The 25,237-nt window shown below is 72.1% G+C and carries 18 protein-coding genes and 1 pseudogene; 13 read left to right on the forward strand and 6 right to left on the reverse strand.

Annotated features, from left to right (window positions below; all coding sequences use genetic code 11):
- The 3 genes from Aph01nite_RS35735 to Aph01nite_RS35745 form a co-directional block, all read left to right on the forward strand.
- On the forward strand, nucleotides 1–703 hold a 703-nt coding region (locus Aph01nite_RS35735), incomplete at its 5' end, for a phosphotransferase (RefSeq protein ID WP_204045494.1).
- A gap of 37 nt (nucleotides 704–740) precedes the next feature.
- Nucleotides 741–1,631, forward strand: coding sequence for a T3SS effector HopA1 family protein (locus Aph01nite_RS35740; RefSeq protein WP_204045495.1), 891 nt, complete (start codon nucleotides 741–743; stop codon nucleotides 1,629–1,631).
- Entirely contained in the window at nucleotides 1,628–3,031 is a 1,404-nt protein-coding gene (locus Aph01nite_RS35745) for a lanthionine synthetase LanC family protein (protein ID WP_204045496.1), read from the forward strand. The genes Aph01nite_RS35740 and Aph01nite_RS35745 overlap by 4 nt, the downstream gene beginning before the upstream one ends.
- Here Aph01nite_RS35745 and Aph01nite_RS35750 read toward each other — a convergent pair.
- Genes Aph01nite_RS35750 through Aph01nite_RS35760 form a run of 3 tightly spaced genes read right to left on the reverse strand, consistent with a single transcriptional unit; the run spans nucleotide 3,028 to nucleotide 8,746 of the window.
- On the reverse strand, nucleotides 3,028–4,890 hold the full coding sequence (locus Aph01nite_RS35750; RefSeq protein ID WP_204045497.1) for a serine/threonine-protein kinase: 1,863 nt from the start codon (nucleotides 4,888–4,890) through the stop codon (nucleotides 3,028–3,030). The two genes, Aph01nite_RS35745 and Aph01nite_RS35750, sit on opposite strands and share 4 nt — an antisense overlap.
- A 4-nt stretch (nucleotides 4,891–4,894) precedes the next feature.
- Nucleotides 4,895–6,808: a serine/threonine-protein kinase gene (locus Aph01nite_RS35755; RefSeq protein ID WP_204045498.1), complete on the reverse strand. Its 1,914-nt coding sequence runs from the start codon at nucleotides 6,806–6,808 to the stop codon at nucleotides 4,895–4,897.
- A 6-nt stretch (nucleotides 6,809–6,814) separates the two neighbouring features.
- Entirely contained in the window at nucleotides 6,815–8,746 is a 1,932-nt protein-coding gene (locus tag Aph01nite_RS35760; protein ID WP_204045499.1) for a serine/threonine protein kinase, read from the reverse strand.
- A gap of 174 nt (nucleotides 8,747–8,920) precedes the next feature.
- On the opposite strand from Aph01nite_RS35760, the gene Aph01nite_RS35765 reads away from it, so the two are divergent.
- From Aph01nite_RS35765 to Aph01nite_RS35780, 4 genes and pseudogenes are all read left to right on the forward strand, one after another.
- Entirely contained in the window at nucleotides 8,921–9,817 is an 897-nt protein-coding gene (locus tag Aph01nite_RS35765) for a bile acid:sodium symporter family protein (protein ID WP_204045500.1), read from the forward strand.
- Nucleotides 9,818–9,980: 163 nt separating this feature from the next.
- Nucleotides 9,981–10,736: an AAC(3) family N-acetyltransferase gene (locus Aph01nite_RS35770; RefSeq protein WP_307836818.1), complete on the forward strand. Its 756-nt coding sequence runs from the start codon at nucleotides 9,981–9,983 to the stop codon at nucleotides 10,734–10,736.
- A 64-nt stretch (nucleotides 10,737–10,800) separates the two neighbouring features.
- Nucleotides 10,801–12,708 (forward strand): amino acid transporter, encoded by a 1,908-nt coding sequence (locus Aph01nite_RS35775; protein ID WP_239162235.1) that lies wholly within the window; start codon nucleotides 10,801–10,803, stop codon nucleotides 12,706–12,708.
- Nucleotides 12,709–13,587: 879 nt separating this feature from the next.
- Nucleotides 13,588–13,803: pseudogene (locus Aph01nite_RS35780) on the forward strand (DUF1761 domain-containing protein); the annotation flags it as partial.
- A 41-nt stretch (nucleotides 13,804–13,844) separates the two neighbouring features.
- Here Aph01nite_RS35780 and Aph01nite_RS35785 read toward each other — a convergent pair.
- Together Aph01nite_RS35785 and Aph01nite_RS35790 are read right to left on the reverse strand one after the other, a co-directional pair.
- Nucleotides 13,845–14,939, reverse strand: a complete 1,095-nt coding sequence (locus Aph01nite_RS35785) for an adenosine deaminase (protein ID WP_204045502.1) — start codon at nucleotides 14,937–14,939, stop codon at nucleotides 13,845–13,847.
- A 60-nt stretch (nucleotides 14,940–14,999) separates the two neighbouring features.
- The gene (locus Aph01nite_RS35790; RefSeq protein WP_204045503.1) at nucleotides 15,000–16,103 is read right to left on the reverse strand and encodes a S1C family serine protease; all 1,104 of its coding nucleotides are present in this window, start codon (nucleotides 16,101–16,103) and stop codon (nucleotides 15,000–15,002) included.
- A gap of 104 nt (nucleotides 16,104–16,207) precedes the next feature.
- Here Aph01nite_RS35790 and Aph01nite_RS35795 point away from each other — a divergent pair, with 104 nt between their 5' ends.
- The 3 genes from Aph01nite_RS35795 (at nucleotide 16,208) to Aph01nite_RS35805 (ending at nucleotide 20,524) form a co-directional block, all read left to right on the forward strand.
- Nucleotides 16,208–17,074 carry a hypothetical protein gene (locus Aph01nite_RS35795; RefSeq protein ID WP_204045504.1) on the forward strand — a complete coding sequence of 289 codons (867 nt, stop codon included), beginning with the start codon at nucleotides 16,208–16,210 and terminating at the stop codon, nucleotides 17,072–17,074.
- Nucleotides 17,075–17,134: 60 nt separating this feature from the next.
- Complete coding sequence (locus Aph01nite_RS35800) at nucleotides 17,135–19,339, forward strand: acyl-CoA dehydrogenase family protein (RefSeq protein ID WP_204045505.1); 2,205 nt, start codon at nucleotides 17,135–17,137, stop codon at nucleotides 19,337–19,339.
- A gap of 72 nt (nucleotides 19,340–19,411) precedes the next feature.
- Nucleotides 19,412–20,524, forward strand: a complete 1,113-nt coding sequence (locus Aph01nite_RS35805; protein WP_204045506.1) for an NAD(P)H-dependent flavin oxidoreductase — start codon at nucleotides 19,412–19,414, stop codon at nucleotides 20,522–20,524.
- 90 nt (nucleotides 20,525–20,614) lie between these two features.
- Here the strand turns inward: Aph01nite_RS35805 and Aph01nite_RS35810 are convergent, their stop codons facing one another.
- On the reverse strand, nucleotides 20,615–21,424 hold the full coding sequence (locus Aph01nite_RS35810; RefSeq protein WP_204045507.1) for a crotonase/enoyl-CoA hydratase family protein: 810 nt from the start codon (nucleotides 21,422–21,424) through the stop codon (nucleotides 20,615–20,617).
- 277 nt (nucleotides 21,425–21,701) lie between these two features.
- Here Aph01nite_RS35810 and Aph01nite_RS35815 point away from each other — a divergent pair, with 277 nt between their 5' ends.
- From Aph01nite_RS35815 to Aph01nite_RS35825, 3 genes are read left to right on the forward strand one after another with little or no spacing between them, the layout of a single operon-like run.
- Nucleotides 21,702–23,246, forward strand: a complete 1,545-nt coding sequence (locus Aph01nite_RS35815) for an acyl-CoA synthetase (RefSeq protein ID WP_204045508.1) — start codon at nucleotides 21,702–21,704, stop codon at nucleotides 23,244–23,246.
- Nucleotides 23,236–24,153 (forward strand): Zn-ribbon domain-containing OB-fold protein, encoded by a 918-nt coding sequence (locus tag Aph01nite_RS35820; RefSeq protein ID WP_373872364.1) that lies wholly within the window; start codon nucleotides 23,236–23,238, stop codon nucleotides 24,151–24,153. The genes Aph01nite_RS35815 and Aph01nite_RS35820 overlap by 11 nt, the downstream gene beginning before the upstream one ends.
- Nucleotides 24,153–25,154, forward strand: coding sequence for a thiolase family protein (locus Aph01nite_RS35825; protein WP_204045509.1), 1,002 nt, complete (start codon nucleotides 24,153–24,155; stop codon nucleotides 25,152–25,154). Before Aph01nite_RS35820 ends, Aph01nite_RS35825 begins: the two co-directional genes overlap by 1 nt.
- The last annotated feature ends 83 nt before the right edge of the window (nucleotides 25,155–25,237 follow it).

A 25,237-nucleotide genomic window follows, 5' to 3' on the forward strand; every position in this document is an offset into this window, starting at 1 on the left:
GATCGCGGCGCGGCGGCTGGACCGGCTCGCCGCGCCGCACGACCCGCTCGACCCGCGCTGGGCGACCGCGTTCGGCCGTGCCCTCGGGGCCTGGCACCGGCACGCCGCCGGCCTGGCGCTCGAACCGGCCCGCCCGTGGCTGCTCGATCTCGAAGGGCCCGCCCGCCTCCCCGTCCTGGACCGGGACCGGCGGCTCAGCGCGCTCACCGCCGACATCCTCGCCGACCCCGCCCACCGCGCCGCCCTCTCCCTCGTCGGTACGGCCTGGGCCGACGACACCACCGTCCACGGCGACGTGCGCTTCAGCAACGTGCTCATCCGCCCCGGCGGCGAGGCCGTCCTGGTCGACTGGGAGTCCGCCGGCGCGGGCGACTCCCGCTGGGACGTGGCCGGCGCGATCCAGGAGTACCTCAGCTCCGGCGCCACCTTCGACCCCCCGTCGAGCACCGTGAAAGCGTTCCTCGACGGCTACACCGCCGGCCGCCCGGCCGAGTTCCCCCAGCTGGCCGCGTTCGTGGCCTGCCGCCTGCTGGTCCGCGCCCTCCAGCTCACCACCTGGCTGGACGACCCGGCCGCGGAGGTCGCCCGCCATCGGGCACTGGCCCGAGAGGTTCTGGCCCGGGAGATGCCGACCCAGGGGGCCGGCGCACGATCCGCGGGAGCACCCGGGCGAGCGTCGCCGGTGTTGGAGGCGGTCCAGTGATCGGCGCGAACGGCCACAGCCAGAGCGAGGTAGGCGAATGATCCATCCGGACATCCCCCGGGCCGGTGAGGTGCTGGCTGCGCTGGCCCCGGACGAACTCGACGCCGAACAGACCCTGTACGCCTGGTATCTGGCGATGACCCCCCTGCCCGCCCGCCCGGCCGTGCCCAGCGCGATCGACGTCAACCTGCCCGGCGCCCTGAACGCCGCGCACGCCGACGCGACCCGGTTCGTCGGCGGGTGGCGGGCGGAGGCGGTGACCGACCTGGGTGGTGTCGTGGCGGTCAGGGGGGAGTTGCGGCGGCACCTGCCGCGGGGGGCGTATGCCGTACCGCATCGGCCTGGGCTGGCGGCGCGGGCGGGGGACGCGCTGCTGGCGCGGGCGGCGTGGACGTGGTGTGACGCGGAGAGCGGGTTCTGGTACACGCGGCGGGGCGAGTGGCCGCCGCCGGGGGCGGACCGGTTGATGCGGACCTATCTGAATGTGGCCCCGGATGACGCGCCCCGGGCGGTCGGCGTGCTGACGAGGGTGCTGGCCGGGCATCCGCGGGTGCCGTACCAGCTGAAGACGCCGCTGGCGGTGGAGCACGGCGGACGGGCGGACGCGATCGTGCTGTATCTGGGCGCGCCGGACGCGGCCGCGCTCGAAGAAGAGCTGCGGGCGGCGGCCTGGGAGCTTCGGGAGGTGCTGCGCCCGGCGAGGCCGCGGTTGTGCTCGGCGCTCGCGCCGGGTGTCGGGCAGGCGGAGGGCCCGCTCGACGGGGACAGCTTCGGGGTGACGCGATGCCAGGTGCTTGTGCGGATATGGCAGGACATGGCGCCGCAGGCGCGGCGGGATCCCGCCATCGTCACGCAGGCCATCGTGAACGGATTCCGCGCCGCCGGCATCGACCCGGTCCGCCCGCACCTGCTGGGAGCCCGCCCATGATCGCCGAGAAGCTCGTCAAAGAGGCCCTCTGGGACGGCGAGCACGCCACCTGGTTCGGCGACGAGATCGCCGGTGACAAGAAGGTCGTCTACCGCGCGGTCGACGGCGACCTCTACGGCGGCACCGCCGGCATCGGCCTCTACCTGGCCAGGTACGCGGCGATCAGCGGTGACGCCGAAGCGGCCCGCACCGCGCGCGGAGCCCTCGCCCACGCCGCCGACTGGGTCCGCCGCACCCGCCCGGACGGCGCCCTCCTGTCCGGTACGGCAGGCGTCGCCGCCGCCACCCTCGACGCGGCCGAACTCCTGGCCGACGACCGGCTCATGGAGACGGCCGCCCGCCTCACCCGCCTCACCTGCCAGCGCGTGCCGTCCGCCATCGACCTGATCTGCGGCCGCGCCGGCACCCTGCTCGCCCTCCTCCACCTCTCCCGCGGACTGCCAGGCCCGGAGGCCGCGCTCGCCGCGACGACCGCGGAGAGCACCGCGCGCGGCCTCGTCGAACAGGCCCGCCCACACCCCGCGGGCGGCACCTGCTGGCCGTCCGACATCAGCTCGCCCCCACTCTGCGGCCTCGCCCACGGCGCCTCCGGCATCGCCCTGGCCCTCACCGAATGGGGCACCCCGGACGGCCTCCGCCTCGCCGCCGAAGCCGCCGCCTTCGAACGCTCCTGGTTCTCCGACACCCACGCCAACTGGCCCGACCTCAGGGAAGCCGCCGACGGCGACCTCGCCTGGCCGCTCTACTGGTGCCACGGCGCCCTCGGCATCGGCCACGCCAGACTCCGGCAGTACGACCTGACCGGCCGCCAGATCTACGCCGCCGAAGCCGGAGTCGCCATCGACGCCGCCCTGCGCCTGATCGCCACCATGACCGGCCACAAGCGCGACCTGTCCCTCTGCCACGGCCTCTCCGGCGCGATCGAACTCCTCCTCGACGCCGCCGACATCCTCGGCCAGCCCGTGCTCCGCGAGGCGGCCCGCGACGCCGCCGCCATCGCGGTCGACCTCGTCGGCGACGGGCTCTGGCCGTGCGGCGTCCCCGGCGGCGAGGAGAACCCGAGCCTGTTCCTCGGCCTGGCCGGCATCGGCACCGCCCTGCTGCGCGCCGAGCATCCCCGGATCCCGTCCACCGCGCTGGCCTATGCTGGGAGAACCATGACAACCCGCGTGATCGTGCAGCTCAGCGGCTCACCCGAGCCCGACGACCTGCGCCGACGGGTGGACCGCGTCCGCGACGCCGTCCCCGGCTGCCAGGTCGTCCGGGTGTCCCCGCGCGGCCGTGTGCTGCTGCGCCTCCCGGCGGACGCCGACGTCGAAGCCGCCCTGGCCACCCTCAGCCGCGCCGACGACGTCGAGTACGCGGAACGCGACGTCACCGACACCGCCCAGGACGGCTAAGCCCCCCAGTGCAGAAGCCAGTACGTGTCCTCGGTTCCGGATATCTCCGCCATCGGGCGGACGACGCGGCCGGTGAGATCGACGATGGTGACCGTCCACGGGTCCGGCGTCGCGTTGTAGATGACGAGATGGTCCTCGTTGAACCAGTTCCACAGGTGCGCGCCGGCCGGGAGCGCGAAGCGGGCCCGCTCCTCCCCGCCGGCGGTGTCCACCACGCACACCGATCGCACCCGGCCCGCGCACAACGCCGCCGTCAACCGGCCGGACGGCGAGAAGTCGGCGGCTGAGGGATTGCGTACGCGGAGCATGCCGAGGGTGCGGGACTCGCTCCCGTCGAGGCGGTGGAAGTGCAGACCGTCGGAAGCGGGCGCCACCACGGTGCCGTCGGGAGCCCAGCCGAAATTCTGGTAGTCCTCCACGTCGAGCATGACCGGGCTGGCGGTCCTGGCCGCCGTGTCCACCACCGCGAACCCGCGCACGATGTCCTGGTCGCCGCCGCCGTCGCCGTCCTCGTCGATGCTCACGTACAGGGTGATCAGCACCCGCCGGTTGTCGTTCGCCCAGGTGGGCGCGCGTACCAGCAGCGGCTTCCTGACCGTCGCCACCGAGAAGGTCTCTCCCGTGCCGCGATCGGTGAACCGCACCTCGTTCGCCTTGTCCCCCAGCGAGCTGTTGTTCCGGTAGACGGAGGCCACGAGCCGGCCGTCCCGTGACACCACGGGATCGACGAACTCCTCCAGCCGTTCGAATGTGTCCTTCCCCGGTGTCCGGACGAACCCGGGCTCGGCCAGCAGGCCCTGCCGGACCACGAACGACGTCAGTTTGAGCGGGTCGGACGGATGTTCGTGGAAGACCGCGTCCAGTTCGGGCACCCGGAGGTCACGGGTGTCCTGCGAGGGAGCCCCGGACAGGCGTAACGGCACCTGCGCGATGACCGGGGCGGGCGGAGTCACGGGTGGCGGTGACGCCGTGTTCAGCCGCAGCACGACCGCCGTGGTCGCCACGGCCGCCAGCACGGCGCCGCCCGCCGCGGCCAGCCGCCAGACCCGGGTCCGGGGGCGCGGCGACTCGACCGTGGCCGCCTCCCGCCCCAGCAGGCGGAGCAGCACCTCGTTCGCCCGGGGCCGCGCGTCCGGATCCTTGGCCAGGCACTGGGCGACGAGTTCGCGCAGGTCGCCGTCGAGGCCGCCCAGGTCGGGCTCCCCGCGCAGGATGCGGTTGAGCACGGCGGGCACGGTGTCCGCCCCGAACGCCGGATACCCCGACGCGGCGAACACCATCGTGGACCCCCACGCGAACATGTCCGCCGCGGGGCCGGGACGCTGGTCGGTCAACTGCTCGGGCGCCATGTACGAGGGCGTCCCCAGCGGCCCCGCCGAGGTCGCCTCCGCGTCCACCGCGAACGCGATGCCGAAGTCGATCACCCGGGGCCCGTCCCTGCTCAGCAGCACGTTCCCCGGCTTGAAGTCCCGGTGCACGACCCCGGCCCCGTGGATGGCCGCCAGCGCCGTCACCGTACCCGTCGCCAGCTGCCGCAACCGGGACCCGCGCAGCGGCCCGTGCTCCCGCACCGCCTGCTGGAGCGTCGGCCCGTCCACGTACTCGCTGACGATGTACGGCACGCCGTCCGCCGTCCCCGACTCCAGCACCTGCGCGGTGCAGAACGACGCCACCTCGGGGAGCACCTCGGCCTCGCGCAGGAACCGGCTGACGGCGGTGTCGTCCGACACCGAGTGCAGCACCTTGATCGCGACCTGCCGCCCGTCCGGGCTCTCGGCCAGGTAGACGATCCCCTGGCCGCCAGAGCCGAGGGGGCGCACGATGGTGTGCCCGCCGATCTCCGACGGTTCGGCGCTCACAGCGTCACTTCGGGGTGAAGAACAGCTGGGCCAATCCGTCCTCCCTGCTGCGCAGCTCGGCCAGGACCCGGACCGGCTTCCCGGTCAGGTCCACCACCTCCACCCGGTACGTGCCGCCGTCCTGCCGCCCGTTGATCAGATGCGTCTCGTCGAACCAGCCGAGCAGGTGCTCCTTCTCGCGGGCGGGCACGGTGGCGACCCGTTCACCGGTGCGGGCGTCCCACAGGCAGGAGGCGAACGTCTCCTCGCAGCCGCTGGTCAGCAGGAGCCGCCCGGACGGGGAGAACCAGTCCCGGCCGGTCACCCGGCCCACCCAGTGCATGCTCCGCAGCACCCGGCCCTCGGCGTCGTACAGCCGCAGGCCGTACGTCTGCTCGGGGGTGACGTAGATGGAGGCGATGCCGCCGTCGGGAGTCCACGTGTACGCGGACATGGCGCCGCCGCGCAGGTTCGCCGGCAGGGCGAGGAACCCGGCGATGTCGTCGGCGTTGAACGTCTGGAACACGGTGGTCTTACGGGTCACCGGATCGACCTTCATGAAGCCGCTCGGGTAGGTCTTCTCGGGCGTCTCCGTGTACCAGAGGCTCAACAGGAGGGTACGGCTGTCGGGGGACCAGATGGGGTAGTGGGCCGTGGTCGGTGTGGTCACGGTGGGCAGGGTGAAGCTGGTGCCGTCCTTCAGGTCGGTGAGGGACACGTCCATCCGCTCGTGCTGCGACAGGTAGAACTCGTTGATCGTGACCTGCCACCGGCCGTCCGGGGAGATCACCGTGAGGTCGTAGTGGTTGCCGGTCTTCGTGTAGCCCCGGCCGGTGTACGCGTACGGGATGCGCTGGTCGTCCTCGGTGGTGACCTGGTAGGACGAGAGCCGGATGGGGTCGTCGGGGTGCTCGTACACGGTGCCCGTGCCGTCGGGCAGGGCGACCTCCGCGACGCCCGATGTCGGGACCGGCGTGGGCGGCCGGACCGAGGGAGCCGCCGAAGCGGCGGCGGTGGCGGGCGCGGCGGCGGGCGCGGTGGTGGCGGCCACGGTGACCGTCCGGGGGGTGCGCGGCGTGGCGAAGTAGCCGGCGGCGCCGGCCGCCAGCGCCAGCACGACCGCGCCCGCGATCAGCACCGGCATCCGGGACCGGGGGCGCGCCGGCGGGGGTGGGACGACCGGGCGCGGCGTGTGCGGGTCCGGCATTGCCGTGTCCAGGGTGCCGGAGTGGCCGAGCAGCCGGAGCAGGGTCTCCTCGGCGGTCGGCCGGTCCGCCGGGTCCTGGGCCAGGCAGTCGGCCACCAGGTCGCGCAGCGGCCCGGTGAGCGGGCCGAGGTCGGCCGCGCCGTACGAGCGGCGGCGTTCGGCGTCCTCGTCGAAGGGCGGGCGGCCGGTGGCGGCGAACACGACCACGGCCGCCCAGGCGAACACGTCCGCGGCCGGGCCCTCGTCCTCGTCCGGGCGCCGCCACACGTCGTCGTCGAAGGCGGTGGCCGCGCGGGTGCGGTCGGGGTTGAGCAGGCGGGGGCCGTCGGGGCCGAGGATGACCTTGCCGGGCCGTACCCGGCCGTGGTGGAGGCCGGCGCGGTGCAGGGAGGCGAGGGCGGTCGCGGTGGCGATGGCCAGGCGGTGCAGGGCGGTGCCGGTCAGCGGGCCGCGGCCGGCGATCTCCTCCGCCAGGGTCGGCCCCTCGACGTACTCGGTGACCACGTAGTCGCGGCCGACGTCGAGGATGTGCGCGGTGCCGACCGCGGCCGTCTCCCAGATCCGGGCGACCGCGTCCCTGGCCCTGCTGTCCAGGGGTCTGGCCAGCCGCCGCAGGACGACCTGCTCGCCGGACGGGGAATCGGCCAGGAAGACGCGGTCCTCGGCCAGCCGGCCGACCAGCTGGTACGGCCCGAGCCGCTCCTGCGGCTCCAACGGGACAACGGGGGACATCGGGGGTCAGCTCCTGGTGTAGTACAGCAGCAGATCGTCAGTGTCGTCCTTGGCGGCGATCTCGGCCAGGACGCGGGGGGTGCGGCCGCGCAGGTCCATGGCCACGACCTTGTGGGTCTTCCCGTTCGGGTCGCCCACGATCAGGTGCGTGTCGTCGTACCAGCCGGACAGGAAGGCGTCGTCGATGTAGACGGCGATGGAGGCCAGGCGGACGCCGGTGGTGCCGTCCCACAGGCAGAAGGTGCCGCCGCTCGGGCAGAAGGTCACGAACTGCCGGCCGGACGGGGAGAACATGCGGCGGCCGTAGGTCTCGCCCACCCAGTGCATGGTCCGGCGTTCCGCGCCGTCGAGCCCCCGGAACCGTACGCCGTGGTCGCCCTGGCCCTCGCGTCCCGGCTGGTAGCCGACCGCCACGCCGGTGCCGTCCGGCAGCCACGCGTAGCCGACCTCACCGCCGGTCGTCTCGTCGTCGGTGTCCACCAGAGTGGCCCGCTGGGTGGCCAGGTCGATCAGGACGAAGCCGGAGGGCCGGGGCTCCTCGCCGTCGCTCAGCACGGTGAGCAGGAGCTGCTTGCCGTCCCGCGACCAGGTGGGGCGTTCGGTCGTGCCGTACGGTTCGAGCGGGACCGTGAAAGGACGGTCGCCGGTGAACGCGATCACGGCCGGGGTGTAGACCGCCAGGGTACGGCCGTCGGGGGAGAGCACCGGCTCCGCGTCCGGCACCGGCAGCTTGGTGAACTGGCCGAACGAGCCGTCCCTGACGTAGGTGTCGGCGCCCTTCCGGTAGGCCGTCAGCGTGGCGGCGTCGGACGGGTGCTCCAGGAGCGTCATGTCCAGGCCGGGCACCTCGACCCGGGAGGTCGGCTCGGCCGGCGGCGTCGGCTCGGCGGAGGCGGAGACCGTGCTCAGGCCGGGAGCGGCGGAGGCCGTGCTCGCCACCTGGGTGGTGACAGGCGTGGTGGCCCGCGCGATCACGTGCCCGCCGCCGCCGGCCGCGAGCACGATCGCCACCGCCGCCGCGCCGATCAGCAGCCCGAACCTGCGCGGCTCCTTCGGTCCTGGCCCCGGCGCCGGTGCCGGCACGGGCTCCGGTTCGGTGGGGACCGGGAGGTCGGCGCGCTCGATGGTGAGCGGCGAGTGGCCGACCAGCCGCATCAGCGCCTGGCTCGCGGTCGGCCGGGCGCTCGGCTCCTTGGCCAGGCAGTCGGCGACCACCTCGCGGACCGGCTCGGGTAAGCCCGACAGATCCGGCTCGTCGTGCAGGACGCGGTTCATCGTCGCGGACGGGGAGCCGCCCTCGAACGGGGAGCCGCCGGTGGCCGCGAACGCGATCGTGGCCGCCCAGGAGAACAGGTCGGCGGCCTGGCCGGCCGGCTCGCCCTGGAACTGCTCGGGGGCCTCGAAGGCGGGCGAGTGCACCCGCTGGGTGGTGTACGCCCGCACCCACTCCTCGTCCTTGGCGGATTCGTCCACCGCCCTGGCCAGCCCGGCGCCCGTGACCCGGGGACCGTCAGGCCCCAGCAGCACCGCCGACGGACGCAGCGCGCCGTGCGCGTCACCGCCCTGGTGCAGCGCGGCCAGCGCGGTCATGGTGGCGATGGCCAGCCGGTCCAGGGCCGCCCCGGTCAGCGGACCGTCCTCGGCCACCTGCCGGGCCAGCGAAGGACCGTCCACGAACTCGCTCACCACGTACGGCATGCCGCCGGACGTCCCCGCGTCGAGGATCGAGGCGGCGTGGTAGGCCGGGCCGGACTGCAGGTTCTCGATCTTGGTCAGGAACTCGTCCGGGTCGCGCAGCCTCGTCTTGAACAACGTGACGGCGACCCGTTCCCCACCCGGGGAGGTCGCCGCGTACACCGTGCTGTGGTCGTCCTCCGCGAGCACGCTGGTGATTGGGTATTCCCCTATGCGTACGGGCGGCGGCGTGGCATCCGGCATTGCCGACGGTCCTCCGATCACTCGGTAGGCGGATAAGTATGTCGGAAACATGCCGCTATTTCAGGACAGTATCCTTCCGGCTTTCTTTCTTGATCGGCGCGGTTCCACCTGTTAGACAAAGTCAGCGGCTGCTTACCCAGCTCCCGCCCACCCTGCGCCTGAACGGGTCCCCCCATGCAAGAGTCGGTCCTCACCACCATTCTGCTCCCGGCCGCGCTCGGCCTCATCATGCTCGGCCTCGGCCTCTCCCTGACCGTGGCGGACTTCACCAACGTCCTCGCCCGCCCCAAGGCGGTGGCCATCGCCCTGGTCGCCCAGGTGCTCGTGCTGCCCGCGATCTGCTTCGGCCTGGTCAGCCTGTTCGGCCTCGACCCGCTGCTGGCCGTCGGCATGATGCTGCTGGCCGCCTCCCCGGGCGGCACCACCGCGAACCTCTACAGCCACCTGTTCGGCGGCGACGTGGCCCTCAACATCAGCCTCACCGCCGTCAACTCCATCCTGGCCGCGTTCACGCTGCCGGTCGTGGTCAACCTGTCCCTGGACCACTTCGTCGGCGACAGCCAGGACATCGGCCTGCAGGCGGGGAAGGTCCTCCAGGTCTTCGCCATCGTGCTGATCCCGGTCGCCGTGGGCATGCTGGTCCGCCGCTGGCAGCAGGGCTTCGCCGACCGCATGGAGAAGCCCGTCCGCATCCTGTCCGCGGTCGTGCTGGCCGGCGTCATCGCGGGCGCCATCGTCCAGGAGCGCGAGCGCATCCTCGACTACCTCGCCTCGGTGGGCCTGGTCGCCGTGCTGTTCAGCGCCATCAGCCTCACCGTCGGCTACTGGCTGCCCCGCCTCTTCCAGGTGGAGCGCCGCCAGGCCATCGCGTCGGGCATGGAGATCGGCATCCACAACAGCACGCTGGCCATCACCATCGCCCTCAGCCCCACCCTCCTGAACAACTCCACGATCGCCATCCCGCCGGCCGTCTACGGCGTCCTGATGTTCCTCACCACGCTCGTCTTCGGCTATCTGGTACGGCGTAACGCGGGCGAACCGGCACGTCTAGGATCGGAACCTCCCGCCTGACCCGGAAGGACACGTGAAGCCGCGTCCGGACTGGCCCTCGTCGATCAGGGCAGTCCGCTGGCCGCCCGCAGCTTCGGCGGCGCCGAACTACTCAGCGGTTCCGCCTGCTGAGGCTCGTTATAGTCGCCCGGTGGACCAAAAAGCTCCGCATACCGTGCGAACGGTGCGTTCCGACCTCCTCGCGCTCGGCGTCACCCCGGGCGACACGGTGCTGCTGCACTCCTCCATGAAGAGCCTCGGCTACGTGGTCGGCGGCGTGCAGGCCGTCGTCCAGGCGTTCCTCGACGCCCTCGGCCCCACGGGCACGCTGGTGGTGCCCACCCAGACCGGGGACAACAGCGACCCCGCGGGCTGGCGGAATCCGCCCGTGCCCGAGGAGTGGTGGCCGGTCATCCGCTCGCAGTCCCCCGGGTACGACCCGGCGGTGACGCCGAGCCGGTGGATGGGCCTCCTCCCCGAGACCGTCCGCACCTGGCCGGGGGCCGTACGCAGCGCGCACCCGTGGCTGTCGTTCGCCGCCATCGGCGCGCACGCCGAGACGGTCACCGGCGGCCACCGGCTGGACGACGCGCTGGGCGAGGACTCGCCGCTCGGAGCCCTCTACCGGCTCGACGGGAAGGTGCTGCTGCTGGGCGTCGGCCACGACTCCAACACCTCCCTGCACCTCGGGGAGTGGCGGCAGGAGTCACCGCCGCGCGGGCCGCACGGCGCGTCCATCCGGCGGGCGGACGGCACCAGCGAGTGGGTCACCTGGACGGACGTCCTCGAGAAGGAAGACGACTTCGAGGAGCTGGGGGCGGCGTTCGAAGCGGCCGGCGGCGTGACGTTCGGGCAGGTCGGCAGCGCGACCGCGCGGCTGATGCCCCAGCGCGCGGCGGTGGACTTCGCCACGGCCTGGATCGCGGCCAACCGGCGTTGATGCCGCGCGCGATCTTGAGGCAGCATGAGCAGCCTTGAATTCGACGCGGGGGCGGGGTGACGTGGTGTCCGACACGGCGACGCCCTTGCGGCGCTGGCTGCTCCAGGGGCTGAGCCGTACGGGCGGGCGCACCGACGCCCCCTATCCCGAGGACGCGCCCGCCCATCAGCATTCCTGGTGGCAGGTGATGTGCCTGACCGGGGTGGACTACTTCTCCACCCTCGGCTACCAGCCCGGCATCGCGGCCCTCGCCGCCGGCGCGCTCAGCCCCGTCGCGACACTGCTGCTGGTGGCGCTGACCCTGTTCGGCGCGCTGCCCACCTACCGCGCGGTGGCGGGCGAGAGCCCGCACGGGCTCGGCTCGCTGTCGATGCTGGAGCGGCTGATGCCCGGCTGGGGCGGCAAACTGCTCGTGCTGTTCCTGCTCGGCTTCGTGGCCACCGCCTTCATCGTCACCATCACCCTGTCGGCCGCCGACGCCACCGCGCACATCCTGCACAACCCCTTCGTGCCGGCCGCGCTGGAGGGCTGGCAGGTGCCGGTCACGCTGCTGCTGATCGCCGGGCTCGGCGGGGTCTTCCTGGCGGGATTCAGCGAGGCCATCTCCATCGCCGTCGTGCTGGTCGCCGTCTACCTGGTGCTCAACGTCGTGGTCGTGGCGACCGGCGTCCAGCACGTGCTGGCCCAGCCGCATGTGGTCGCCGACTGGCAGGCGCTGCTGGCCACCGACTACTCCAGCCCGCTCGCGATGATCGCCGTCTCGCTGTACGTGATGCCCAAGCTCGCGCTCGGCCTGTCCGGCTTCGAGACGGGCGTCGCGGTGATGCCGCTGGTCAAGGGTGACCTGGCGGAACGCGTCAGGGGCACGCGCAAGCTGCTGACCACGGCCGCGCTCATCATGAGCGTCTTCCTGATCGCCTCCAGCTCGGTCACCACCCTGCTCATCCCGGCGGCGGAGTTCGAGGAGGGCGGAGCGGCCAACGGGCGGGCCCTCGCGTACCTGGCGCACGGATTCCTCGGCGACTGGTTCGGCACCGCCTACGACCTGAGCACCATCGCCATCCTGTGGTTCGCGGGCGCCTCCGCGCTGGCCGGGCTGCTCAACATCGTGCCGCGCTACCTGCCCCGCTACGGCATGGCCCCGGACTGGACCCGCGCCACCCGCCCGATGGTGCTGGTCTTCACCGCCGTCTCGTTCCTCATCACCGTGCTCTTCGGCGCCGACGTGGAGTCCCAGGGCGGCGCGTACGCCACCGGAGTGCTCGCGCTGATCCTCTCCGCCGCGGTCGCGGTGACCCTCTCCGCCTGGACCACCGGCCGCACCCGGGCCGCCGGCTTCTTCGGCGCCGTGTCGCTGATCTTCGCGTACGCCGCCGTGGCCAATGTCATCGAACGCCCCGACGGCCTGATGATCGCCCTGCTGTTCTCGCTGGCCATCGTGGTCACCTCGCTGATCTCCCGGGCCACCCGCTCCACCGAACTCCGCGTCACCAGCATCACCCTCGACGAGCAGGCCACCGCCTTCGTCACCCACGGCGGCGAGATCCGCCTGATCGCCAACGAACCCCACGCGCGCGACCAGAAGGAGTACATCGACAAGGCGCGCGAAGCCTGGGAACTGCACCGCCTGCGCAGCGCGGAGACCCTGGTCTTCCTGGAGGTCACCGTCCCCGACGCCTCCGAGTTCGCCGGCGAACTCCACGTCGTCGGCGAGGAACGCCACGGCTTCCGCATCCTCCGCATGGAGAGCCCCACCGTCGCCAACTCCATCGCCGCCCTCCTGCTCCACCTCCGCGACGAGACCGGCCTGATCCCGCACGTCTACTTCCACTGGGCGGCCGAAGGCAACCCCATCGGCGCCCTCCTCCGCTACCTCGTCTTCGGCGGCGGCGACATCCCCCCACTGACCCGCGAAGTCCTCCGCCAAGCCGAACCCGACACCGCCCGCCGCCCGGTCGTCCACGTCGGCTGACGTCCCCGCGCGCGGTGGTGGACTTCGCCACGGCGTGGATCGCGGCCGACCGGCGTTGACGCGCGGAGGCCGCAGGTCCGGCAACTGAGGCACTGCCGTACAGGCGGGCCGCCGGGTATATTCGGTGTTCGGTGCCGTCCTGCGCCCAACTCCCGGTTCCGGTGCTCACGCCACCGGCCGAGCGGGAGCAAAGGGGGCCGCAGCCCTTGGGACGCCGGTCAGGTCGTGCCCTTCCGGCGGGGTCGCGCGAGCGTGAGTCGCGGATCGCCGCCGTGGACAGGGAGCAGACGATGACCGTGCAACGGTCCTTCAAACGGCTCGTCCGAACGCGGATGGCCAAGACAGGCGAAAGCTACACGGCGGCGCGCGCCGCGCTACTGGCGGGTCACGAATCGCATGACTCCGACGCGGGCGCGGCACCCGTGCTGGCGACCTCCGACGACGCGATCCGGCGACGGACCGGACGTGAGTGGGAGGAGTGGTTCGACCTGCTCGACGACGCCGGGATGGCGCAGCGGCCGCATCGGGAGATCGCCCGCCGGGTCGCGGAGACGCTGGGCGTCGTCCCGCTGGCGTGGGCGGCGCAGGCGGTGACGGTGAGCTACGAGCGGGCCCGCGGCGGCCGAGCCGTCGGCCAGCACCCGGACGGCTTCGCGATCAGCGTGTCCCGAACCGTGAGCGCTTCCGTCGACCGCCTTTTCACGGCCTTCGTCGACGAGACCGAACGCGATCGCTGGCTGCCCGGCGCCCGGCTGCGTGAACGCGCCGCCACCCGGCCTCGGTCGGCGCGTTTCGACTGGGGCGACGACGGAACCCGGGTGAACGTCACATTCACGGCCAAAGGAGAGGCCCGCGGAGGCCGGCCGTTGCCTTGTCCTCGCCGGGGTGATGACCGCCCTGGCCGTGCGGGCCCAGATCGACACCTGGACCGCCGGCCTGGCCCTGGGCCTGGTCCTGTGGCTCGGCTTCCCCGCCGTGCTGTGGATCGGCGCGATCGTCCACGAGAAATCCCCCTGGCGCCTCGCCGCGATCCACGCCGGCGACTGGCTGGTGAAACTGCCGGCGCTCGGCGTGATCATCGGCGTATGGCGCTAGGGTCCCGGCTCCCACGCGCCGCCCGGTGAGACCGGACGGGCTCATTCGGTGGAGGCTTGGAGGGCGGGTGGGCGGGAGAGCCACTGGCTCGTGTAGGCGTCGATCTCGCTCAGGAGGGTGCGCTTGCCGGGCTCGTCCAGGAAGGAGGCGTGGACGGCGTTTCTGGCGAGGTCGGCGATGCCGTTGGGGTCGAGGTTGAGGAGGTGGGCGGCGACCGCGTACTCCTGGTTGAGGGTGGTGCTGAACATGGGCGGGTCGTCGGAGTTGATGGTCACGGGGACGCCGGCCGCGACGAGGGCGGGGAGGGGGTGGTCGGCGAGGGTGGGGACGGCCTTGGTGCAGATGTTGGAGGTCGGGCAGACCTCCAGCGGGATCTGGTGCTCGGCCAGGTAGGCGAGGAGTTCGGGGTCCTGGGCGCTGGCGATGCCGTGGCCGATGCGCTCCGCGCCGAGGAAGTTGATGGCGTCCCAGACCGTCTCCGGGCCGGTCGTCTCGCCGGCGTGGGGCACGGACCGCAGGCCGGCCGCGCGGGCCTCCGCGAAGTACGGCGCGAACTGCTCCCGGGAGACCCCGACCTCGGGGCCGCCGAGACCGAAGCTGATCAGGCCGTCGGGCCGCTGGTCGAGGGCGAGGCGGAGGGTGCGTTCCGCGGAGGCGACGCCGTACTCGCCGGGGATGTCGAAGCACCAGCGCAGGATCGTCCCGTGGTCGGCCTCGACCCGGCGGCGCGCGTCCTCGATGATCTCGCAGAACTGCTCGTCGCCGAAGCCGTTGAGCAGGTGCGTGTACGGCGTGATGGTCAGCTCGGTGTAGCGCGAGTTCTGGGCGGCCAGGTCGGTGCCCACGCCGTAAATGAGCGCCCACAGGTCCTCGGGGTCCCTGATCAGGTCCACGACGGCCACGTACACCTCGATGAAGTGGCCGAAGTCGCGGAAGTCGAAGAAGGAGGCGAGCTGGTCCGGGTCGGCGGGGACGATGGTGGAGCCCTCGTGGCGGGCGGCCAGCTCGGCGACGATGCGGGGGGAGGCCGAGCCGACGTGGTGCACGTGCAACTCGGCTTTCGGCAGTCCGGCGATGAACTCGGTGAGGTCAGTCGCGGTGCCGGACGTGCCGAAGGTGCCGGAGGTGGAGGTCATCGCATGAAGGTAACAACCCGGACGGCGTACCCGCCAATTTCTCACATGAGATTGTCAGGTTCAGCTGGGTAGCTCGCCGAGGGTCACGGTGACGGCGTGAACCCGTCCGTTCTCGTCGAGGAGTTCCACCTTGACCTGCTTGCGCGGGCTCAGTCCGGCGAGCACCTCGGAGAGCGCGGTGGTGGTCGGGGTCGGCGCGCCGTTGACGCTGACGATCACGTCGCCGGGCCTGATGCCGGCCTTCGCCGCGCCGCTGCCCGCCGCGACCGTGCTGACGACCACGCCGATGGGCTCGCCGTTCTCGCCGATCGCGGTCCCGACCCGGACGCCGAGGGCCGCGCGGTGGCTGTTGACGACCCTGCCGTCCTTGATGAGCTGCTGGGCGATGTCGCTGGCCGTGGTGCTCGGGATGGCGAAGCCGATGCCGTCGACCGAGCCGGCCTGATCGGACGCCCCCAGGGTCGGGATGCCGACCACCTGGCCGGACAGGTCGACGAGTGCGCCGCCGCTGTTGCCCCGGTTGATGGCCGCCGAGGTCTGGATGGCGTCCGCGATCGTGCCGCCCGGCCGGCCGTCGTCGTACTGCCCGGTCACGGTACGGCCAAGCGCGGACACGATGCCCTGGGTGACCGTCCCCGACAGCCCGAGGGGATTGCCCATCGCCAGCACCATCTGCCCGACCCGGACCGCCGCCGAGTCGGCGAACAGGGCGGGCGCCAGCCCGTCGGCGTCCCCGACCTTGATCACGGCCAGGTCCCCCGCCGGGTACGTGCCGACCAGCGTGGCGTGCCTGGCCTGCCCGCCGGTCGCGACGGTGACCTGGAACTCCCTCGCATCCCCCACCACATGGGCATTCGTCACGATGTGACCCTGGGTGTCGAAGACGATCCCGGAACCGAGGTCGTTTCCGGTGGTGATCTGCACGATGGACGGCAGGACGCGCTTGATGACCTGCTCGTAGGCGGACTCGACGTCGATCGCGGCCGCGGGCGGGCTGACGTTCTGACTGGGCCTCTGACTGGGGCCGCTGGTGGCGGGGTTCGCGGGGGTCGCCCGGGTGGCGTCCGGCAGCATGCCGCAGCCGCTGGTGGCGAACGCCAGGACCAGCGCCAGGCTCCCCGCGGACCTGGCCGTCACCTGGGTGATCACCGGTGAGATTCTCATGTCGGACTGTCTATCCAGGTGGTACGCGGGAAGCCAGCAACCACGTCGTGATGGACCGTGACATCGTCAAGGCACGATCATGACTCTTGGCGTAATCTGCGGACATGACGGACGAACAGGGCAGCCCGCGGCGGCCGTTCATCCGTTCCTACGACGCGCCCACGACGCCACTCCCGAAGGTCAGCCCGGAGGAGTTGCGGCGGCTCGCGTTCCCGGAGCGGGTGCCGTCTCCGCCCCCGCCTCCGCGCCGCAACTTAGGCGACATCCCGTTGCGCATCGTGTACGTCGTCTGCGCGGTCAGCATCGGCATCGCCGGGGTCGTGGTCGTGTACACGCTCCGCGCCGAGGACCAGCCGCCCGGCACGGTGGCCGTCCAGCGCGCCGCCCAGGCCAGCCCGCCCGCGATCGCCTCGGCCGCTCCGTCGCCGAGCGCCACCGCCACCCCCGTCGTGCTGCCCCGGGTGCCGGCCTCGCGGAGCATGACCGTGTTCCCCGGCGGCGGCACGGCGGTCGCCTCCCTCATCAACGACCAGAAGTCCGGCATCTCGTACGCCAAGTTCGGCGCGCCCTGGCGGTCGGCGAAGGCGGACCCCTTCCAGTTCCGGCAGCGCTCGGGCGAAGCCGTCATCGCCTCGGGACCGCTCCCCGGCGCCGACCCGGGCACCCTCTCCAGCCAGGCCGACTTCCGGAAGATCGCCACCCGCGCCGCCCGCTGGACCCTGCGCTACCAGCCCGAGGGCGCCACCCTCCGCTGGACCGCCTCCCAGCCCGTCCGGTACGGCACCGGCTGGCTGCTCGGCTACCGCGTGACGTACCAGGCCGAGGGGGAGAAGCGCACGTCGGAGGCGATCGTCGCGCTGGTGGACACCGGCCGGGCCAAGCCCGCCATGCTGTTCGCCTCCATCCCCGGCGACCGCGAGGAACTCCACCGCGACCTGAACATGCTCGTCTGGACGCTCCGCCCGCTCTAGTGTTTCGCGAAGCTTCTTCTAGAATATGATTCTGCGCATCGTACGAGTGTGGAGGGTCATATGGCGATCGGGCTGAGCGAGGAGCACGAGGCACTCCGGGAGTCGGTGAGCGGCTGGGCGGAGCGTTTCGTCCCCGCCGACGTCGTCCGCCGCGCCGTCGATTCGGAGACCGAGGAACGTCCCGCCTTCTGGGCGGCCCTCGCCGGCCAGGGCCTGCTCGGCCTGCACCTCCCCGAGGAGCACGGCGGCTCCGGCTACGGCCTGCTCGAAGCGGCCGTCGCCGTCGAAGTCCTGGCCGAGCGCGTGGCCCCCGGGCCGTTCGTGCCGACCGTGCTGGCGAGCGCCGCCATCCTCGCGGCGGGCGGCAAGGCGCAGAAGGCGCAGGCGGAACTCCTGCCCGGCCTCGCCGACGGCACGCTGACCGGCGCCGTCGCCCTCGAAGGCGCCCTCACCGGCGAGTGGGCCGACGGCGTGCTGACCGTGTCCGGCTCGGCCGGGCCCGTGCTCGGCGGCACGCTCGCGGACGTGCTCGTGCTGCCGGTCACCACCGGCCAGGGGCGGGAGTGGGTGGCGATCGACGCCGCGGCGGCCACCGTGACGCCCATCCGGGCGCTCGACCTGACCCGGGGCGTGGCGCAGGTGGAGCTGGCGGCGGTAGCCGTACCGGGGGAGAGGGTTCTGGACGGGCTGGAGCAGGCGGCGGTGCGGAACCTGGCCGCGGTGCTGCTCGGGGCCGACGCGGCCGGGGTCGCGCAGTGGTGCGTGACGGCCGCGGCCGAGTACGCGAAGGTGCGCGTGCAGTTCGGCCGGCCGATCGGCCAGTTCCAGGGCATCAAGCACAAGCTCTCCCGCATGCTGGTCGCGCTGGAGCAGGCGCGGGCCACCGTGTGGGACGCGACCCGCGCCGAGGGCCCGGAGCTGGCCTTCGCGGCGGCGATCGCCGGGCAGATGGCCCCCGACGCGGCCGTGCAGTGCGCCAAGGACGCGATCCAGACCTTCGGCGGCATCGGCTACACCTTCGAGCACGACGCGCACCTCTACTACCGGCGGGCGCTCACCATCCGGGCGCTGCTGGGCGCCTCCGCGGACTGGGCGAAGGACGTCGCCGCGCTGGCGCTCTCCGGTGTCTCCCGGGAGATGCACCTGGAACTGCCCGAGGACGCCGAACCCCTGCGCGAGCGCATCCGTGCCGAACTCGCCGAGATCGGCACGCTGGAGGGCATCGAGCAGAGGCGCGCCCTGGCCGCCGCCGGCTTCGTGATGGCACACCTTCCCCGGCCGTGGGGCCGCGACGCCAAACCCCTGGAGCAGGTGATCATCCAGCAGGAGCTCAAGGCCGCCGGCATCAAGCTCCCCGCGATGATCATCGGTGCCTGGGTGGTCCCCTCCATCGCCACGTACGGCACCGCCGAGCAGCAGGAGCGTTTCCTGCCCAAGACGCTGAGCGGCGAGACGATGTGGTGCCAGCTCTTCTCCGAGCCGGGCGCCGGCTCCGACCTGGCCTCCGTGCAGATGAAGGCCGAACGGGTGGAGGGCGGCTGGCGGCTCAACGGCCAGAAGATCTGGACCTCGGTCGCGCACGTGGCCGAATGGGGCATCTGCATCGCCCGCTCCTCCAGCGACGGGCCCAAGCACGACGGCATCACCTACTTCCTCGTGGACATGAAGGCGCCGGGCGTGACCATCCGGCCGCTGACCGAGATGACCGGCGAGAACCTGTTCAACGAGGTGTTCCTGGACGACGTCTTCATCGCCGACGACCTGGTGGTCGGCGAGGTCAACCAGGGCTGGAAGGTGGCCAGGAACACCCTCTCCAACGAACGCGTCTCGCTGTCCTCCGGCGCGGGCGGCACCGGCTCCTCCGTCCCCGACCTGCTCGGCCTCACCGGCCGCCTCGGCCGCGAGCTGGACACGGCGGAGCGCCAGACCCTGGCGCACGTGGTCGCGGAGGGCCACTCCATCAACGCGCTGTCGCTGCGGGTCACGCTGAAGCAGCTGGCCGGCACCGAGCCGGGCGCGGACGCCTCGGTCCGCAAGCTGCTCTCCACCTCGCACGCGCAGCACGTCGCGGAGTGCGCCGTGGACCTGCTCGGCTCCGCCGCCGTGACCGCCGCCGACTGGAAGCTCGGCGACGCCGGCTACTGGAACCGGGCCGTCCTGGCCACCCGCGCGATGACCATCTACGGCGGCACCACGGAGGTCCAGCTCAACATCATCGCCGAGCGCATGCTGGGCCTGCCCAGGGACCCGGAACCCGGCAAGTAGCGGCGCTCTAGAGCAAAGGTTCTAGAGTAGAACGTGTTGCAGTTTGCGATGCCCGGCTCGTACGGTTGGGGCATGCGAACGCGGGTCACGGACATGTTCGGGATCGAGTTCCCGATCTTCGCTTTCAGTCACTGCCGGGATGTCGTCGCGGCGGTCAGCAGGGCCGGTGGCATGGGAGTCCTCGGCGCGCTCTACTTCACGCCGGAGGAGCTCGAGACCGAACTGAAGTGGATCGACGACAACGTGGGAGGCATGCCGTACGGGGTGGACGTGGTCATGCCCGCGTCGTACGAAGGGGCGGACCTGGGTGTGGACTCGCCCGAGGACCTGCTGGGCCGGCTGCAGGGGATGATCCCCGCCGGGCACCGGTCCTTCGTGGACGGGCTGCTGGAGCGGCACGGCGTACCCCCGCTCAACGGCGACGACGCCGGGCGCGCCCTGCTCGGGTGGACCGACGCGACCGCGCGCCCGCAGGTCGAGGTGGCGCTGCGGCACCCGATCGCGCTGCTCGCCAACGCGCTCGGGCCGCCCCCGGCCGACGTGGTCGAGCAGGCCCACGCCAAGGGCGTCAAGGTGGCGGCCCTCGCGTCCACGCCGCGGCACGCGGTCAAGCAGGTCGAGGTCGGCGTCGACGTGGTCGTCGCGCAGGGCACCGAGGCGGGCGGCCACACCGGCGAGATCTCCACCATGGTCCTCATCCCGCAGGTCGTCGACGCGGTGGACGTCCCGGTCCTGGCCGCGGGCGGCATCGGCGACGGCCGGCAGATGGCGGCGGGCATGGCCCTCGGCGCGGAGGGCGTCTGGACCGGCTCCATCTGGCTCACCGTCGAGGAGGCCGACACCCCCGAGATGGCCAGGCAGCGCATCCTCGCCGCCACCTCCCGCGACACCGTGCGCTCCCGCTCCTGGACCGGCAAGCCCGCCCGCCTGCTCAAGAACGAGTGGACCGACGCGTGGGAGGCCGCCGACTCGCCGGGCACGCTCCCGATGCCGCTGCAGTTCATGCTGGTCTCCGACGCGCTGCGCCGGATCGGCCGCTCCGACGCCGCCGAACTGGCCACGTTCCCCGCCGGCCAGATCATCGGCACGATGAACCAGGTCAAATCCGCCAGGCAGGTCGTCTTCGAGATGATCGAGGGGTATGTCTCGGCCATGGAGCGCCTCGACCGCATCACCGCGGACTGACTCGCCCTCCCAGGGCCTGGATTCGTCTCCAGGCCCTGGAACTGTTCCACCACCGGCTGAAGTCGCCGCCGTTGATCAACCGGCGTTGACTCAGCGGCCTTCGTAGTTGGCGGGGCGCTTCTCGCGGAAGGCGCGGGAGCCCTCCTTGGCGTCCTCCGAGCCGATCACCGGCCAGCCGAGGGCGTCGGAGACCTTGAGGGCCTCCTCCTCCGCCATGCCGAGCGTGTCGCGGTAGGTCCGCAGGATCGCCTGCACGGCCAGCGGCCCGGAGGAGGCCACGTCCTCGGCCAGCTCACGGGCCTTGGCGAGGGCCTGCCCGTCCGGGACCACCTGGTTGACCAGGCCCATCCGGTACGCCTCGGCCGCGGTCACCGCGCGGCCGGTCAGGAGCAGGTCCATGGCGAAGGCGTACGGGATCTGGCGGGGGAGGCGGACGGCGCTGCCGCCCATGGGGAAGAGGGCGCGTTTGGCCTCGAAGAGGCCGAGGGTGGCGGATTCGGCCACCACGCGGAGGTCGGTGCCGACGAGGAGTTCGGTGCCGCCGGCCACGGCGTAGCCCTCCACGGCGCTGATGATCGGCTTGGTGGGCATGTCCAGGCGGAGCAGGCCCTTCCAGTGGAAGTCGGCGATCTCGGCGGCCCGCCGGCGTACGCGCTCGTCGGCGGAGGGCGAGCCCATGGCCTTGAGGTCGGCGCCCGCGCAGAAGGTGCCCTCCGCCCCGGTGAGGATGCCGACGCGCACGCCGGGTTCGGCCGAGATGTACGCCCAGGCGTCGGCCATGCCGACGAGCATGTCGGTGGAGAGGGCGTTCCTGGCCTCGGGGCGGTCCATGGTGACGACGACGAGGTGGCCGTCCCTTTCGACCCGGCAGTGGGGGGTGCTGATGGGCAAGAGTTCCACGAAACCTCCTGGACATTCGCCGAAGCGAGAACACGTATCTGCTGGGCTGGGACGGCTGAGGCCGGTGACGGCAGCGGGTGCGGCGCGGAGTGTCCCAGGGTTGGGGTGCTGGCCGTACCTGCTGGTGGGGAAGGGTTTGCGGGCGTTTCAGGCGTGTGGCGGGAGCTCTTCCGTTTCCTCAACAAGCGCTTGATCGGGTCTGGCCGGGCGGGTTAACCTGCCCGCAACGTAGAACAGATTCTCGTTTGTGTTGCCCGCGCGGACAAGGGAGTTCCGGATGGGGTCGCTCGGCTTCTGGAGGCTCGCACGCACCGATCCCGGCTGGGTCGCGGCCGTCGATCCGGACGGCACGGAACATTCGGCGGGAGAACTCCTGGCCCGGGCCAACCGGCTCGTGCACGGGCTCAGGGAACTGGGGTTACAGCCCGGGGACGGGATCTGCGGGCTGGTGCCGAACGGGGTGGACGGCCTCACCCTCTACCTGGCCGCCCTTCAGGCGGGTTGGTACTACACGCCGATCAACTGGCACCTCACCGGGCCCGAGATCGCGTACATCGTGGCCGACAGCGAGGCGAAGGCGTACTTCGTGCACGAACGGTACGCCGAGGAGGGCACGCCCGGCGCGGGCGACCTGGCGGCGGACCGGCGCTTCGCGTTCGGCACCGTGGACGGCTTCCGCCCGGTCACCGACCTGACCGACGGCAGACCGGACACCACACCCGAGGACCGTACGGCCGGCGCCACCATGCACTACACCTCCGGCACGACCGGCCGGCCGAAGGGCGTACGCCGCCCGCTCAGCGGCCTGGACCCGGACGACGGCGCCGAACTCATGACGTTCCTGCTCACCCTGTTCGGGATCACCCCGGGACAGCCGAACGCCCACCTCATCACCTCGCCCAGCTACCACACGGCCGTGACCCAGTTCGGCGGCACCGCCCTGCACATGGGCCACACCCTCATCTACATGGACAAGTGGGACGCCGAGGAGACGCTCCGCCTGTGCGAGCGCTACCGCGTCACCAGCTCGCACATGGTGCCCACCCACTTCAAACGGCTGCTCTCCCTCCCCGAGGAGGCCAGGAACCGCTACGACCTGTCCTCGCTCCGCTGGATGATCCACGCCGCCGCGCCCTGCCCCGTCCCGGTCAAACAGCAGATGCTCGAATGGTGGGGCGACGTCGTGTACGAGTACTACGCGGCAACCGAGGGCGGGGGCACCCTGGCCACGCCGCAGGACTGGAAGAAGCACCCCGGCACGGTCGGCAACGCCTGGCCGATCAGCGAACTCCTCATCGTGGACGACTACCTCGAAGAGGTCCCGACCGGCGTCCCCGGCACGATCTACATGAAGATGCTGGGCGTGCGCTTCGAGTACAAGGGCGATCCCGCCAAGACCGAGGCGAACCGCCTGCGTGACTATTTCACCGTCGGCGACATCGGCTACCTCGACCAGGACGGCTTCCTGTTCCTCTGCGACCGCAAAGCCGACATGATCATCTCCGGCGGGACCAACATCTACCCGGCCGAGATCGAGAACGAGCTGCTCGTGCACCCCAAGGTCGCCGACGTGGCCGTCTTCGGCATCCCCGACGAGGAGTGGGGCGAGCAGATCAAGGCCGTCATCGAGGCCGCGCCCGGGGAGACGCCGGGCCCCGAACTGGCCGCCGAGATTCTGGGCTCTTTGCAGGGCCGCCTGTCCAAGATGAAATGGCCCAAGACGATCGATTTCATCGACGAGATGCCCCGCGAGCCGAACGGCAAGTTGCTCAAACGCAAGCTCCGCGCACCCTACTGGGAAGGCCGTGACCGTGCCATCTGACGTGACCGGGAACTCCGAGCTGACCGCCACGCACGTGCTGGAGTTCCCGGGCGGCTACACCAGGACCACCGGCCCCGTCATCGGCCGCTTCCTGACCGAGTTACGCGACGGCCGGATCGTCGGCGTGCGCACCGCCGACCAGCGCACCCTCGTGCCACCCCTGGAGTACGACCCGCACACCGGCGACGCCGTCACCGAGGAGTTCGTCCAGGTCGGCCCGGCCGGCACGGTCGCCGAATGGGTCTGGGTGGACTCGCCGCGCCGCAACCACCCCCTCGACCGCCCGTTCGCCTGGGCGACGATCAAACTGGACGGCGCGGACACCGCGCTCGTGCACGTCGTGGACGCGGAGAACCCCAAGGCCATGCGCGCCGGGCTGCGGGTGCGCCCCCGCTGGCGCGCCGAACGCGTCGGCCAGATCACCGACATCGAATGCTTCGTCCCCGACGTCACCAAGATCGTGTCCCCGGTCCGCGCCGAGTACACCCTCAAACCCGGCCGCGCGCTCACCCGCTTCCTCGAAGGCGTGCGCGACGGCGTCTTCCTGGCCGGCCACTGCGCGACCTGCGACAAGGTGTACGTGCCCTACCGCCTGGCCTGCCCCGGCTGCGGCTCCCTCATCGAGGAGGAACGCCAGGTCGCCGACACCGGCACGATCACCACGTTCGCCATCAACAACCTGCCCGACCCCCGGGCGCCGCAGGTGCCGTTCGTCTCCGCGTACATCCTGCTGGACGGCGCCGACACCCCGATGATCGCGCTGGTCGGCGACGTGCCCGCGCACGAAGTGCGGCAGGGCATGCGCGTACGCGCCGTCTGGGTGCCCGAATCGGAACGCACCCTGGCCATGAGCAACATCAAATGGTTCGCTCCCACCGGCGAGCCCGACGCCGAGCTGGAGAACTGATGCGTGAGGTGGCGATCGTCGCGTTCGCCCAGACCGTGCACACCGACCACGACACCGGGCTGACCGAGCCCGAACTGCTGCACCCGGTGATCGAGGAGGTCCGCGCCAAGTCGGGGCTGCGCCACTTCGGCTTCACCTGCTCCGGCAGCTGCGACTACCTGGCCGGCGCGCCCTTCTCGTTCGTGTCGGCGCTGGACGCGCTCGGCGCCTGGCCGCCGATCTCGGAGAGCCACGTCGAGATGGACGGCGCGTTCGCCCTCTACGAAGCCTGGGTCCGCCTCCAGCACGGCGACGTCGACTCCGCCCTCGTGTACGGCTTCGGCAAGACCTCCATGAGCGACCTGCGCGAAATCATGACCTTGCAGCTCGACCCGTACTACCTGGCCCCGCTCGGCCTGGACCAGATCTCCTTCGCCGGGCTCCAGGCCAGCGCCAGGGGAGCCGACCGCGCCGAACTGGACACGATCGTGCGGCGCAGCCGGGCCGACGGCCGCGACAACCCGTACGCGCTCGACCTGCCCGACCCCACCCCCGGCGACGACGGCCACGCCGCTCCCATCACCGACGGGGCCGCGGCCGTCGTCCTCGTCGCCGGCGACCTGCTCGCCAACTATCCGCGCCTCGCCTACATCACCGGCATCGCCCACCGCATCGAACCCCACTACCTGGGCATGCGGGACCTCGCCCGATCGGCCTCCGCCGCCGACGCCGCGGCAGCCGCCGGAGTCGGCAAGGGCCCGGTCGACGTGGCCGAACTGCACACCCAGTTCAGCCACGAGGAGCCCATCCTGCGCGAGGCCCTCGGCCTGCCCGCCGAGACCGTGATCAACCCCTCCGGCGGCCCGCTGGCCGCCAACCCCGTCATGGCGACCGGCCTGATCCGCGTCGGCGAGGCCGCCCAGCGCGTCATGGACGGCACCGCCCGCCGCGCGGTCGCCCACGCCACCAGCGGCCCCTGCCTCCAGCACAACCTGGTGGCCGTTCTCTCGAGTGAGGTCTGATGGGCAACCGTTGCGCGGTCATCGGCGTGGGTCAGACCCACTACACGACGAAACGCCGCGATGTCTCGATGGCCGGGCTCGTC

Source organism: Acrocarpospora phusangensis, assembly GCF_016862995.1.
GTDB lineage: Bacteria > Actinomycetota > Actinomycetes > Streptosporangiales > Streptosporangiaceae > Acrocarpospora > Acrocarpospora phusangensis.